The sequence below is a fragment of the Salinarchaeum chitinilyticum genome (assembly GCF_055390775.1).
The window spans coordinates 1,327,952-1,341,390 of sequence record NZ_AP043888.1 but is presented as its reverse complement, the minus strand read 5'-3'; the positions used below and the strand labels follow the sequence as shown (position 1 = coordinate 1,341,390).

12 protein-coding genes are annotated in these 13,439 nt (G+C 66.5%); 6 read left to right on the top strand and 6 right to left on the bottom strand.

Going from position 1 to position 13,439, the window contains the following annotated elements:
- Positions 1-94 precede the first annotated feature (94 nt).
- The 3 genes from ACZ5KP_RS06545 (at position 95) to ACZ5KP_RS06535 (ending at position 5,247) form a co-directional block, all read left to right on the top strand.
- Complete coding sequence (locus ACZ5KP_RS06545) at positions 95-3,013, top strand: bacterio-opsin activator domain-containing protein (protein ID WP_460923306.1); 2,919 nt, start codon at positions 95-97, stop codon at positions 3,011-3,013.
- 84 nt (positions 3,014-3,097) lie between these two features.
- Complete coding sequence (locus ACZ5KP_RS06540) at positions 3,098-4,204, top strand: DHH family phosphoesterase (RefSeq protein ID WP_460923308.1); 1,107 nt, start codon at positions 3,098-3,100, stop codon at positions 4,202-4,204.
- Positions 4,205-4,569: 365 nt separating this feature from the next.
- A complete protein-coding gene (locus ACZ5KP_RS06535) occupies positions 4,570-5,247 on the top strand; it encodes a hypothetical protein (RefSeq protein WP_460923310.1) in 678 nt (225 codons plus the stop codon).
- Positions 5,248-5,261: 14 nt separating this feature from the next.
- On the opposite strand, the gene ACZ5KP_RS06530 is transcribed toward ACZ5KP_RS06535, so the two are convergent.
- A complete protein-coding gene (locus ACZ5KP_RS06530; protein ID WP_460923312.1) occupies positions 5,262-5,627 on the bottom strand; it encodes a type II toxin-antitoxin system VapC family toxin in 366 nt (121 codons plus the stop codon).
- The gene (locus ACZ5KP_RS06525) at positions 5,627-5,851 is read right to left on the bottom strand and encodes an AbrB/MazE/SpoVT family DNA-binding domain-containing protein (protein ID WP_460923314.1); all 225 of its coding nucleotides are present in this window, start codon (positions 5,849-5,851) and stop codon (positions 5,627-5,629) included. The genes ACZ5KP_RS06530 and ACZ5KP_RS06525 overlap by 1 nt, the downstream gene beginning before the upstream one ends.
- A gap of 500 nt (positions 5,852-6,351) precedes the next feature.
- On the opposite strand from ACZ5KP_RS06525, the gene ACZ5KP_RS06520 reads away from it, so the two are divergent.
- Positions 6,352-6,810 (top strand): hypothetical protein, encoded by a 459-nt coding sequence (locus tag ACZ5KP_RS06520; protein ID WP_460923316.1) that lies wholly within the window; start codon positions 6,352-6,354, stop codon positions 6,808-6,810.
- Positions 6,811-6,938: 128 nt separating this feature from the next.
- Here ACZ5KP_RS06520 and mdh read toward each other — a convergent pair whose 3' ends face one another.
- Entirely contained in the window at positions 6,939-7,853 is a 915-nt protein-coding gene (gene mdh / locus ACZ5KP_RS06515) for a malate dehydrogenase (protein WP_460923318.1), read from the bottom strand.
- 168 nt (positions 7,854-8,021) lie between these two features.
- Here mdh and ACZ5KP_RS06510 point away from each other — a divergent pair, with 168 nt between their 5' ends.
- Complete coding sequence (locus ACZ5KP_RS06510) at positions 8,022-8,750, top strand: Sjogren's syndrome/scleroderma autoantigen 1 family protein (protein WP_460923320.1); 729 nt, start codon at positions 8,022-8,024, stop codon at positions 8,748-8,750.
- Positions 8,751-9,075: 325 nt separating this feature from the next.
- On the opposite strand, the gene ACZ5KP_RS06505 is transcribed toward ACZ5KP_RS06510, so the two are convergent.
- The 3 genes from ACZ5KP_RS06505 to ACZ5KP_RS06495 form a co-directional block, all read right to left on the bottom strand.
- Complete coding sequence (locus tag ACZ5KP_RS06505; RefSeq protein WP_460923322.1) at positions 9,076-11,838, bottom strand: ERCC4 domain-containing protein; 2,763 nt, start codon at positions 11,836-11,838, stop codon at positions 9,076-9,078.
- Between the two features lie 98 nt (positions 11,839-11,936).
- Positions 11,937-12,173, bottom strand: coding sequence for a hypothetical protein (locus ACZ5KP_RS06500; protein ID WP_460923324.1), 237 nt, complete (start codon positions 12,171-12,173; stop codon positions 11,937-11,939).
- Entirely contained in the window at positions 12,151-12,762 is a 612-nt protein-coding gene (locus tag ACZ5KP_RS06495) for a hypothetical protein (RefSeq protein WP_460923326.1), read from the bottom strand. Before ACZ5KP_RS06495 ends, ACZ5KP_RS06500 begins: the two co-directional genes overlap by 23 nt.
- 214 nt (positions 12,763-12,976) lie before the next feature.
- Here ACZ5KP_RS06495 and ACZ5KP_RS06490 point away from each other — a divergent pair, with 214 nt between their 5' ends.
- Positions 12,977-13,399, top strand: a complete 423-nt coding sequence (locus ACZ5KP_RS06490) for a universal stress protein (RefSeq protein WP_460923328.1) — start codon at positions 12,977-12,979, stop codon at positions 13,397-13,399.
- Positions 13,400-13,439: the final 40 nt, after the last annotated feature.

Sequence of the window (13,439 nt, the reverse complement as noted above, 5' to 3'; positions counted from 1 at the left end):
CGTCGGTTCCGGGCGGGGAAACCGTATCTTACCGTTGCCGGGAACCGTGAATCGTTCCCCCTCGTAATGAGGCAGTGGGCCGTGGGTGCTCGACATGGTTTCGGCCCCCCCTCGCGGTGGTGCCCGCTCTCGCGACCACGCTATCCGCCGATCGGTCGCGACCTCCGCCGTGCTCGCACTGCCGGTGCTCCTCGGCCTCCTCGTCGGTCTCCTTCTCTTCCTTCTCTTCCTTCTCATTGATTTCTTCCCCCTCTTTCTCCTTCTCGCGCTCTCCAGCTCCGGTACCGCCGGGTTCGCGGACACACAGCTGCTCGCGATCGTGCCCTCCAGTGCAGTCTCGCTCCAGTTGCTCGCGGTTCCAGGAACGCTCGGTCTCGTGGCCGCGGGTGGGAGCGACGTCGAGCGGCTCATCGCCGGCGTCCGCCGGATCGCCGACGGCGACGTCGACGTCGCGTTCGAGCTGGATCGCGACGACGAGCTCGGCCAGCTCGCACGCGAGCTCGACGAGATGGCCGATGCCGTCCAGGCGCGCGAGGCCGAACTCGAACGGGAGATCAGGTACACCGAAGACGTGCTCGACGGCCTCGACGACATCTTCTACGTGCTCGACCGTGACGGGGAGTACCGCCAGTGGAATCGCGCGATCGCCGACGTCACCGGCTACGATCCCGAAGCCGTCGCGTCGATGTCGCCACTGGACTACTTCGATGGCGAGGACGCGACGACCATCGCGAACGCCATCGAGGAGGTGTACGAGACCGGGCACGTCCGCGTCGAGGCCGACCTGCGGACGAAATCCGGCGAGTCGATCCCCTACGAGTGGATCGCGACGCGGCTCACCGCTCCCGACGGCACGCCGGTCGTCGCGGGGATCGGCCGGGACCGTTCGGATCGCGAGGACCGCGAACTGGAGCTCGAGCGGACGAGATACCTGCTGCGGCAGGCCCAGGAGATCGCCCACGTCGGCGGCTGGGAGCTCGACGTCCGCACCGAGCCGTACACGTTCGAGGGCACGGACCAGTTCTACGCGATACACGGGGTCCCGCCCGACGAGACGGTCGATTTCGAGAACGTTCTCGAACTGTACCATCCCGACGATCGGGACCGAATCCAACGACTGATCTCCGAGGCCATCGAGAACGGTACGCAGTACGACATGGAGGTCCGACTCTCGCCGAGTCGGACCGGTGATCAGTGGGTGCGTGCGATTGCGGAGCCCGTGGTCGAGGACGGCGAGGTCGTCGCGCTTCGTGGCTCCGTCCAGGACATCACGGATCGGAAAGAACAGGAGCTACAGCTCCAGTCGCTCCACGACGTGGCTCGCGATCTCCTCGAGGCCGAGTCGCACTCGACGATCGCCGATCGGATCCTGACGGCTGCCGTGAACGTGCTCGGCTTCCCGTGCGTCGCGATCTACTTCGTCGACGAGGACGCCGGCCGACTCGAGCCCGCGGCGCTGTCCGAGGACTTTCACTCGATTTGCCACGACCCCGGCGCGAGCTACGCCGCCGAGAACGGTTCCGTGCTCTGGAAGGCGTACGTCGCTGGCGAGGCCCTTGCAGTCGACGACGCGGACTTCGCGGACGTTCCGGTGGACGTCGACGACGCCCACACCGGCCTCGTCGTTCCGATCGGGGGACACGGCGTCTTTCTCGGCATGACGGAACGAGCGGACGTCGATCAGGACGATCGGCGCGTCGCCGAGACGCTCGTCGCGACGATGGAGGCAGCGCTCTCCCGGCTCGACACCGAGGCGGCGCTCCGGGAGAATCAGACGCAGCTCGAGTCACAGAACCGGCGGCTTCGGCGGCAGATCCAGATCACCGAGATCATCCGGCGGATCGACCGGTCGCTCGTCGGGGCGGGCACGCGCGAGGCGATCGAGTCCGCGGTCTGCGAGCGGCTCGTCGAGAGCGACGACGTTGCGTTCGCGTGGATCGGCGCGTCCGACGACACCGACGAGTCCCTCGTCCCTCGGACGTGGGCGGGCGAGGGGCACGAGTATCTCGACGCGATCTCGCTCTCGTTCGACCAGCCGGCGCCCGACCCGGCCGTTCGCACTGCCGTCTCGGGCGAGTCGGCGGTGGTCGGCTCCGTCGTGGAGTCGGTCACCGCCGAGCAGTGGCGAAAGCACGCGCTCGTCTGGGAGTTCTCTTCGGCGCTCGCCGTCCCGCTCGATCTCGAGGAGTACAGCTACGGCGTGCTCGCGGTGTACGCCGCCGAGCCGGACGCGTTCGGCGAACTCGAGCGGTCCGTCTTCGAGGAGCTCGGCGAGAGCATCGCGAACGCGATCAGCGCCGTCGAGGCCCGGCGTGCCCTCTACGCCGACGAGTTCGTCGAACTCAGGTTGCGCCTCGACGGCGAGGAGGAGTTCCTCGGCCGGCTCGCGCTGGAGTCGGGTGCGACCCTGGACTACGTCGGCCTCGCGACCCACGCCGCCGACGAGTCCCGACTGTTCTTCGAGGTTACCGACGCCGAGCCGGGAGCCGTCCGGGCCGTGCTCGAGTCGCTCCACGTCGTCACGGCGTACCGGCAGATCGGCGAGTCCGGGGGAGCGACCCTCTTCGAGGCGACGGTCGCCGGGACGGTGCTCGCCGCGCGGCTGGTGAATCAAGGCGGCGTCCCGCGGGGAATGACTGCCCGGGGAGACGTCCTCGACGTCGTCGTCGACGTGCCGACCGCGACGGACGTCAGGGAGTTCGTCGACACCCTCGGAGAGCGCTACCCCTCCGTCGAGCTGCTGGGTCGGCGCAACGTCAGTCGAGACGTCCGGACGCGCCAGGAGCTCGTCGCCGGCCTGTTCGACGAGCTGACCGATCGGCAGCTAGAGGTCCTCCGGACGGCCTTCTACGCCGGCTTCTTCGAGTGGCCCCGGGAGTCGACCGGCGAGGAGGTCGCGGAGCTGCTCGACGTCTCCCAGCCGACGGTCAACCGGCACCTCCGGCACGCGCTCGCCCGGCTCCTCACGCAGCTCTTCGAGGAGGAGCCGACTGCGATCGCGCCGGCGTCGTAGGGGGAGCGATCCGCCGCTGGGTTCGTGCGGCGGACCGGCCAGCCCGATCGGCGGACTCTTGGGGTTCGCTCCGCTCGACCTCGTATGGACGACGATCTCATCGACGACCGCGATCTGCCGCCGGAGCGCCGCTCGCTGCTCCCCGGCGAGGGCTTCTTCGTCCCCGACTCCTTCGAGGAGGAACTCGAAGCCCAGGAAGCAGCGACCGCGCTCGACGGCGTCTCCGTCGCCGTCGTCGCCGACCCCGACGCCGACGGCCTGGCCTGCGTGGCGCTCCTCCGGGAGGTCTACGGCGAGGCCGCGCTGATCCCCGCCAGCCCGCACGACCTCGAGGACGGAATGGAGTACGTCGCGGAGTACGGCGAGGACGACGTTCGCGCGTTCGTCTGTGACCTCTGTCCCGATCGCTTCGAGTACGTCGAGGAGGAACTCGCCGACCTCGTCGAGACCGCGAGCGAGGTCCGCTGGTTCGATCACCACCAGTGGGACGACGACGTCGCCACCGCCGTTCGCGACGCCGGGGTCGACCTCGTCGTCGGCGACTCCGAGGAGGAGTGCACCGCCGACGTCGCCCTGCGCTCCCTCGATTACGACTTCCCTGCCCACCTCCGCGAGCTAGCCGAAGTCACCCGGGACCACGACCTCTGGATCAAGGAGGACGAGCGCAGCGACGACATCTCCGACTACTCCTACTGGGTCGAGGACGAGGAGACCTACGTCGAGGTCGTCGGCGAGCACGGCCCCGATCTCCCCGAGGAGACGATGGCGATGCTCGCCGAGCGCCGCGTCGAGAAGGAGGACCTGATCGAGCGCGCGCTCCGCCGGGCCGAGTTCCGCGAGATCGGCCCCTGGACCGTCGGCGTCACCTACGGCCGCTGCTCCCAGAACGAGGTCGCGGAGGCCATGCGCGAGGAGGGCGCCGACGCCTCCGTGATCGTCAAGCCCTCCGGCCCCGCCTCCATTCGTGGCACCGAGGAGTTCCAGCGCGCTCACGAGGTCGCGGGCAAGGTCAACGGCGGTGGCCACCCGAAGGCGGCGGGCTGCAAGCCCGACGTCTACGACGACATGATGGACTACGCGCATCACTGGACGACCCAGGGTGCGGTGACGAAGCAGGCGATCCTGGACGCGTTTCGCGAGGTTGCGGCTGAAGCCGAGGCGGAGGATTCCGTGGAGTCCGACGACTCGTAGACCGGCGATTCTCCCCCGACTATTGCTGCCCGCTGCGCCGCCGACTACCGCGAGCTTTCACGGTCCACCGGGGTTTCGCGATCCTGGACAGACCACAATCGGGTGGGACTGGAAGGGGCCGTTGACGGACTACGTCCGTCTGCTCGGGAGACCTCTGGTCTCCCGGTGACCGGTCGCGTTCGCTCGCGACGCCAAGCACCGCAGCGAAGGAGCGAAGCGACTGAGCGAGGCGCGCAGCGAGCGAGCGGACGCGAGCGGGAGGGGGCTTCCAAAGCCTGCTGCTCACTTTTCCATCGGCAAACGCACCCACACGCGACGGTACACCCGATAGAAGACTTATGCCAGCCACGTCAGATGGCACTCATATGGATCGGTCCCCCTCCCGCCGAGCGTTCGCCGCGCTCGCTGCCTCCGCCGTCGCCGGCTGCGTGAGTCTTCCAAATGGCGATTCCTCGAACGACGGGCCAGCGAACGAGAGCGATACGGAAAACGGCAGTTCGGGCATTCGAGATCGCGTCCAGACGAACTGCACCACGTCGCTGGCGTCGCCGGATCCCTTCCCGGATCTCCAGATCGAGTCCGACGACGTTCCCGCGGACGCGGAGGTTGCCACGTGCGTCGAGCCCGTCGAACCCTTCACGGACGACGCTCCGGCCAAGCTCGCGGTGGAGTTGGCGAACGTCAGCGACTCGTCGGCGGAGTACAGCTTCGGTGTCAGTCCGCCGTGGGGTGGCCTGTGGTCCGAATCGATGGTTGACGGTTCGATGCTCTGTCTCGTTCCGGACGACCGCGAGTACGTTGCGCGCCCCGAAGAAGTGATTCCGGCGCGACCCACGGACGGCTGCTGGCGTGCGGAATCAGTGATCGAAGTAGAAGCTATCGGGCTCACTCAGACGGTCGATCCTGGCGAAACGATCCGGGAGGAGTACACGATACTGGCGACCGAGGACAGCCCCTGTCTTACCCTGGGATCGTACCGCTTCGAGGAGGCGTACGATCCAGTCTCCACCGCCTGGGGGTTCGATATCACGCTCTCGGCGTGACCGCATGCAGCGGCTCACTGTTCTTCGAGCGGCACGCGCTCACAAACGTCGTCGTACGATCGATCGCTCGATACGATCGGGTCGCCGTCAGCGGCGACGGCGTGCAGCGCATCGAATGGGGTCAGTCCTCGATCGCTCACGTAGCTCGCGGCTGCGAGCACACGCTCCTCGTCGCCACGGATCTCTAGGAGCGCACTCGCGTCCGTTACAGTTCTCTCGACGTTTCGATCCTCTCGGTACGCGACGAGCATCAGTTCGACCAGTGTGTGCTGAGAGGTCCAGAGATCGCCGCGGTGGTTCCTGAAAACACGTTCAGCCGGTTCAGAGAGCCAGTCTTCATCTTTGATGAGTGCGAGCAGAAAGTCGGCTTCCGCGTACATCACTCACCTGCGTCTTCGATTGCGCTCGATCTACCATCCTCGCGAAGCTCTTTGACGGACTTGTCCACGTCGGCGAACTCCGCTCGAAGTGCCGCGAGCGGGTCCTCCGAAACCGGAAGCAACACCAGCTGTTCGCCTCGCTCGACGAGCCGGAACTGGTCGCCGTACTTCTCGCGAAGCTCTTTTGGGAGGTAGATCCGCCCGTCTGTCGCGTCCACTTCCATAGGCGTCAGTAGCTCGCCCTCTCTGATAAGGGTTCACCAAAATATGGCTGTTTTTGGAGAAAATTCCTCTATCTTGGAGTTGACGACCGATCACCCGCCATACTTCCGTTCCTATCAGCTACCCCGCAAAACCATTATGCTCGATGCCGTGCCAACCCCCAACACGATGACCCAAAATCGCTCCCACGTCTCGGAGTGGGCGTCGTTCGTCGGCGAGCGGGTCCCGCAGGAGTACGAGGAGGGCGACGCGTCCGGCCGACGTGCCGAGTAGCTGTTCGTCGCGAGTTGTCCCGTTCCGCCGATAGAACACCACGCCCCACGAAGCCAATCGCCTACGATCAGGCGACGTTCTCGTACTGCTCGGCGAGCTTTTCGGCCGCGTCGTCCATCAACTCCTGCTCGTAGGCGTCGAGCTCCCACTCGACGACTGCCCCACGTGCCGGTCCCCGTCCCCTGTGTCCATCGGTAATATGATGGTCTGCCCGCTTCTATCTCTGGATATGACTCGGGTCGACAGGGATTCGTTCGTCCGAGACGCCATCGTCGGGACGCTGACTGTCGTTGGCTTGTACGGTCTCGGAATGAGCGTCCAGATTCCACCCGTCCAAATCCCTGCCTATCTCCTGATCGTGGGGTTCGACCTGCTGGAGGTGGCGTTTGGCTCTGTGGGAACGTATTACGATGTGGTGTTCGCCGCGTATCTCCTCGGAGTCGGCGTCGTGGGTGCCGCCACCGCCCACGTCATTCGAAACCAGGCTGATGCAACCGGCATTCCCAAGTGGCGGTTCGCCGTCGCCAGCGTGTTCGTCGTCGTTGGAGGGGCCGCGCTGTTTTTCGCGGTATTCATCTCCCCTGAAGCCGGTCGAATCTCCGTCCTCATTACGGGAACGACTGCGGTGGTATTGCTGGGATTGGCGGGCTGGCTCACTGGATTGCTCGATGCTCCCACGGCTACGTGAGCAGCGACAGCCTATTGCCCAATTGCCAGCGTGCTATCGCAATCGAAGTCGATTAACGGAGTTGGCAGGTGGTGAAATCGGTACAATGCACGTATTTGGGAGCAGTCCCAAATTGGTCGACAGACCTGTCAGGCGATCTCGTCGTACTGCTCGGCGAGCTTTTCGGCCGCGTCGTCCATCAGCTCGCGCTCGTACTCGTCGAGCTCCCACTCGACGACCTCTTCGACGCCGTTCGCACCGAGCTTGACGGGGACGCCGAACGCCGTATCCTCGTAGCCGAACTCGCCGTCGAGGACGACCGAGCAGGGGAGCACCTCGCCGGTGTCCTCGAGGATGGCCTCGACGGTGTGGGCGACGCCGGTCGCCGGGCCCCACTGCGTGGCGCCCTTGCGCTCGATGACGTCCATCGCTGACTCCTGGAGCTCGCCAAGGATGGCCTCCTTCTGGTCGCCGTCGAACTCGGGATCCATGCCGTCGACGCGGAGCTTCGAGAACATCGGGACCTGTGCGTCGCCATGCTCGCCGAGGATCGTCGCCTCGACGTTCTGGACGGGCGTCTCGAAGCGCTCGGAGAGGACGTACCGGAAGCGCGCTGAGTCGAGCCGGCCGCCGAACCCGATGACCTGCTCGCGAGCGCGATCGCCGGTCTCGTAGAGGTGCCGGTTCAGCAGGTCGACGGGGTTGGAGGTCGTCACCGTCACGAAGTCGTCGCTGTGCTCGGCGAGCGAGGACTCGATGTCGTTCATGATCGGCGCGTTGTCGCCGGCGAGGTCGATGCGCGTCTGGCCGGGCTGGCGCGGGATGCCGGCGGTGATCACGACGACGTCGGAGCCTGCCGTCGCAGCGTAGTCGCCCTGTCTGACGCGTGTATTGGAGTCGTAGGCGATGCCGTGGTTGGTGTCGGCCGCCTGGCCGATCGCCTCGTCTTCCTTATCGGGGATGTCCACGAAGACGAGCTCGTCCACCACGTCCCGGAGCGCGAGGTTGTAGCCAGCGGCGGCACCGACCGTCCCTGCCGCGCCAACGACGCTCACTTTCGTCATAACTACGTGCAGGTTCTCCACGTCACGTGTTAACGGTGTCGCCGATTCCCGCGTTCGCGTCGACGGTGGTGCTCGTTCGTGGCGACGGTCGCTCCTGCGGGCGCAGCCGATTCGGACTCCTCGTCCCCGGTCGGCGCGCTTTTCATGCTCGAACCCCTGCTCGGGCACATGAGCGACGCTGACGACGCCGGCCCAGACGACTCGGGGTTCGACAAGGAGGCCGAGCGCGAACGGCTCCGCGAGAAGTACGAGGCCGAACAGGCCGACCGCGAGGCCGCCCAGCAGATGAGCGACCTCCTGCTCAAGGGCGCGACGATGACCAACGCCCACTGTGGCAACTGTGGCTCCCCGATCTTCCGCTCCGACGGCCAGGAGTTCTGCCCGAACTGCAGTGGGCAGGCGGCCGGGGCTGACGCCGGACAGGCCGAGACGGGAGCGGGCCAAGCGCAGCAGGCAGGAACAGCTGCCGAGCCCGCGGAGGCTGACGCCGGGTCCACAGGCGCGACCGAGCAGCAGACCTCACCCGACGAGCAGCTCGCGAACGTGATTTCGAGCGACGGTGACGACGCCGCTCCTGACCAGCCCTCCGAGACCGGGGGCACCTCGATGGCAGACCGGGCCGTCGCGTCGGTGCAGTCCACCCAGCAGGAATCCTCGGCGAGTCAGTCCGGAGACGAATCTGCCCAGCAAACCGCAACGCCGACCGCAGATCAGTCGACGACGCCTGCCACGCCACCGGCCGGCGGCGATGCCACCCTCGCCGACGCCCAGCAGTCGCTGCTGAACGCGATCACCCAGCACGCCCGCGCGGCCACCGACGCAGATCCCCGAACGGCGCGCGACCATCTCGAAGCGGCCAGCGAGGCCGCCGAGGCGCTCGCCGAAATCTCCCAGTAGCGTTCGGATTTTCCACGCTGTCCGCGACCTGACGACCGACTTCTAGCGCGAGCTTTCACAGTCCACCGGGGTTTCGTGACTCTCGACAGGCATCGGGTGGGACTGGAAGGGGCCGACCGCTCGTCGTAGCTAACGATGCAAGCACCGCAGCCGACCGGAGGGAGGTGAGGAGCGTCGTTCGAAAGACGCAAAGCGTCTTTCGTGATCACGAGAGAGCTTTGCTCTCTCGGACGACAGCGAGTTAGCTGCGCCGAGCGGGAGGGGGCTTCCAAGCGGTTCGCTGTCGTTCGATTGCCTTACTCTCGTTTGATCGAGATCCGCACTCCTACTGCCCGGTGTACTCGCTCTCGACGACCTCGAGAATCCGCTCGACGGTGACCTGCCCGACGCCGTCGACCTCCAGCAGCTCCTCTTCGTCCGCAGTCATCACGGCCCGGACGCTCCCGAAGTGGGAAAGCAACGCCCGCGCGGTCACGGGGCCGATCTCCGCGATCGAGGCGATCACGTACTCCTGTTGCTCGCCGAGCGTCTTCGATTGCTTCTCGCCGTGGACGGAGATCTCGCGGTTTCGCTCGCCCTGCTCGCGCTGGGCAATCGTCGCCAGGAGTTCGACGGTCTCGTCGGGGTCGTCGCTGTGCATGACCGAGAGGCCGTAGTCCACCGCTAGCGAGGTCAGGGCGCCGCGGATCGCGTTGGGGTGGACGTCCCGGCGCTCGTAGACGCCCTCGCCCTCCAGGACGACGACGGAGCGCTCGTAGTGCTGGGTGAGATCCCCGGCCTGTTCGAACAGCGAGCGGTCGCTCCCCAGCAGCGTGTCGAGGAAGTCCTCGACGGTCTTGCGCTCGACGGCGACGCGGTCCGAGCAGACGTAGTCGCCGACGGCCAGCGTCTCGAGGCGCGTCTCGATCTCGTCCTTGCGGGAGAGGTCCCGGGCGATCGACGATTCGAGCTCGCGCTGGTCGATGACGACCTCGATGGAGTCAGCGTCGGGGTCGGGGACCTCGACGGTACCCTCGGGCTCGGCCGTGCCAGAGTCCCCGTCGCCGGATTGGAGATCGGTCTCTTCCGTTTCCTCCGTACTTTTCTCCGTACCGTCCTCCGCACCGTCCCCTGCACCTTCCTCCGCACCTTCCTCAGGGCCGCTTTCCGCCGTCTCGCCCAACCCCTCTGTTTCACCTGAAGCATGCCCATTGTTACCACTGCTCACATCTCCACTTTCCGAACTGTCCGTGGCGTCGAACGACCCGAGGTCGGCCTGCCCGTCGGCATCTGTCCCACTGCCTGCATGCGATTTCTCGGCGTCGCTGCCGCCGTCAGACGCACGTCTGACGCCCGCCGACCTCGATTTCTCGACAGTTTCGGCCGTCTGACGGTCGTCAGACGCCGGTCCACCCGAAACGGGGGTTTCTGACCCCTCGCTGGAGGACGTATCCGGCACCGACGTCGGTCCCACTGACCCCGCTCCATCACCTGCAGCGGGGGCCGCCTCGGGGGCCTCGCCCGTCGCGAACGCGTCGAGTCCGGACTGCTCGAGCCGGGCGTCGATCTCGTCGGTCATCCCCTTCAGCTCGGTCAGCTCCGCGGCCATCTCCTCCTCGCGACGCTTGGCGATCCAGAAGAACGCCTCGTCGCGGGTGTCCTCGGCCATGAGCACGACGACCTTCCCCCTGGCCTGCCGCCCGGTCCGGCCCTTGCGCTGGATCGAGCGGATCGCCGTGGGGACCGGCTCGTAGAACAGGACGAGATCCACTTCGGGGACGTCGAGGCCCTCCTCCGCGACGGACGTCGAGACGAGCACCTCGAACTCGCCGGCGCGGAAGGCGTCGAGGGTCTCCTGTTGTTCCTTCTGGGTCATCCCGTCAGATCCTTCCTTGTCGCCCTGCCCGACGAACCGCCGCGTGTCGAAGTGTTCGCCCAGGAACTCCGTGAGCACCTCTGCGGTATCCCGCGATTCCGTGAACACGATCGCACGCTCGCCGTCATCGATGCCGAGCGTCTCGGCGATGCGCAGCCGGGCCTCCGAGAACTTCGGATGCCGCCCGTCGAAGTCGTCGACCCGGCGGATCGCCTCCTGGACGGTGGGATCGGAGACGAAGCGCTGGCTGGCCTTCGACGCGCCCGAGGACCTCGCCTGCTGGCGCTGGCGCTCGAAGTAGCGCTCGACGGCCTCGATGGACTGGGTCTCGACCACCTCGTGGGCACGCCGGAGCTTCATGATCTCCGCGTGGATCGACATGCCCTCGTAGCCCTCCGACTTGTCCTGGTCGATGAGGTCCTGGAGCTTCCCGCGGAGTTTGTTCAGGTCACGCTGGGAGAGGTCCGCACTGCGCTTTTTCGTCACGCCAAGCTCCCGCAGGCGCTCCAGGCGCTCCTCGATCACGTCCGCGAGCGCGTCCCGTATCTCGATCAGCTCCTCGGGCAGCTCGACGGTGTCCCATTCGAGGTCGGTGTCGTGGGTGAACCGGTCGACGTCGGCGTCCTCCTCGGTCATCACCTCGACCTGCCGGAGCCCGAGGTTCGCACAGACCGTCAGGATCTCCTCCTCGTCGCCGCCGGGCGAGGCGCTCATTCCCGTGACGAGCGGCCGCTCGGCGTCCTCGTGGTAGCGCTCGGCGATGTAAACGTAGGCGTAGTCGCCGGTCGCGCGGTGGCACTCGTCGAAGGTGAGGTGGGTGACGTCCGCGAGATCGATCCGGTTGCCGATCAGATCGTTCTCGACGACCTGCGGCGTCGCGATCACGATTTTCGCGTCATCCCACAGCGCGGCGCGATCGTCCGGCCGCACTTCGCCAGTGAATACGACGATCTCGTCGTCTGGTACCTCGAGGGCCTCCCGGTAGAACTCCGCGTGTTGCTCGACGAGGGGCTTCGTCGGCGCGAGCAGCAGGGCCTTCCCGCCGGCCTCGTGGAGCCGGCGGGCCGTCACGACCAGCGAGACGGCGGTCTTGCCGAGCCCGGTCGGCAGGCAGACCAGCGTGTGGCCGTCCATCGCCCGCCCCGCGAGCTGGAGCTGGTAGCGCCGGCGCTCGAGCACGCCGCTCGTCAGCATCGGGTGCTCGATCGACGCCACCGCCTCGCCATCTGTCATCGTCGCTGCTTGGCCGTCGGCGCGCAAAAGGGTTCCCGTACCTCGGTGGAAGTAATGTCGTAGAAGTCGTGATCGGCGCCCAGTGTACCGACGGGTTCCTACTCGGTCCGCCGCTGGCGTCGATCCAGCTCCGCGGCAAACGCGGCCGGGTCCGTGTCGCCACGCTTGGCGGCCTCACGTGCAGACTCCAACTGCGAGTCGATCAGTTTGTTCTGCTGGCGCGACCACTCCTCGTCGTCGTGGGTGCGGACGTACTCCGCCCAGCGCTCGACGAAATCGCGTCGCTCCTCGGCCGACTGCTCCCGCATCTCCTCAGTTTCCTCGGAGCTGATCATAGTAGTCCTCGACCGCCAGGTCCTCTACGTACGTTTCGAGGCGATCCGTATTAAGCTGGTCCTCGAACGTCAGATAGAGGTGGAGCGCGTCCTCGAAGTCTTTGCCGGCGGTACTTCCTGCGGCCTGCGCCAGCTGGAGCTTGTACGCGATCTGTAGTTCGATACCGCTGATCGAAACAGCTGCGTCGCCGATCTCGGCGGTGATCGACGTCGCCAGCGCTTCCCGTTCGAGATCGTTCGACGCGAGCCAGACCTCGAAGTTCGGGACCATCACGCCGTCTTCGGCGATCCGGAGCCGCTCGCCCTCGGGCAGCATGTCCGACAGCCGATCGAGGGGCATCGCCATCCCCCAGTACCCCATTCGTTCGAACCGATCCGCGAGCGCCGACAGCTCGTCGCTATCTAGCGGTTCGAGAACGACGTCGACGTCCTCTGTGCTTCGAGATCGTCCTGTCAAGATCGACACGTAGCCACTGACGATGACGTATTCAACGCTGTGGTCGTCGAGGACGGACGTGAATTCTACCACGTCGCGATCCAGCGTTGATAGCTCGCGGGAGAGGACGAGCCGCCCGTCGATCAGGTCCATTGGGTGTCCATACTGACCGGGGACAATAATCCCTGGCGCTCGTGCCGCTGTGGACGCAATCTGCAATAGCGCACGCGCATCGATCTCCCGACTGCCCCGAGTACCTCGATCGGCCATCGCTACCGGAGTATTTTGTGACGAGCAGAACACCGCCCTGTCGGGGATCGATGCCACGGGGAGCAGTTACAAGCCGTCCCGTCGCCAACGACGACCTGTGGCAACGCACGTCCTCGTCGTCCTCGACGGCTCGCCGCAGGCCGAGGCCGCCCTCGAGCACGCGCTCGCGGAGTTCGACTGCAGGGTCACCGTCCTCAACGTGATCACGCCCGTCGACGCTGGCATGAGCGAGGGGTCGATCCTCGAACCCGACGACGAACGCCAGCAGGACGCGCGGGAACGCGCCGAACGGCTCGCGCGGGAGGCCGACGCGACCGCACCCACGATCGAGCCGGCCGTGGTCGCCGACGAGCCGGTCGACGCGGTCCTCGAGTTCCTCGAAGCGCACGAGAGCGTCGACCACGTCGTGATCGGCGGCCACGGCGGCCCGCGTCACGAAATCGCGGAGCGCATCCTCGGCACCGTCGCCACGGAGATCGCCGACGCCACCGAGGTGCCGGTGACGATCGTGCGGTCGTAGTCGCCCGACCGCCAGTCCTCGCCGCAGACTCGACGCTCGC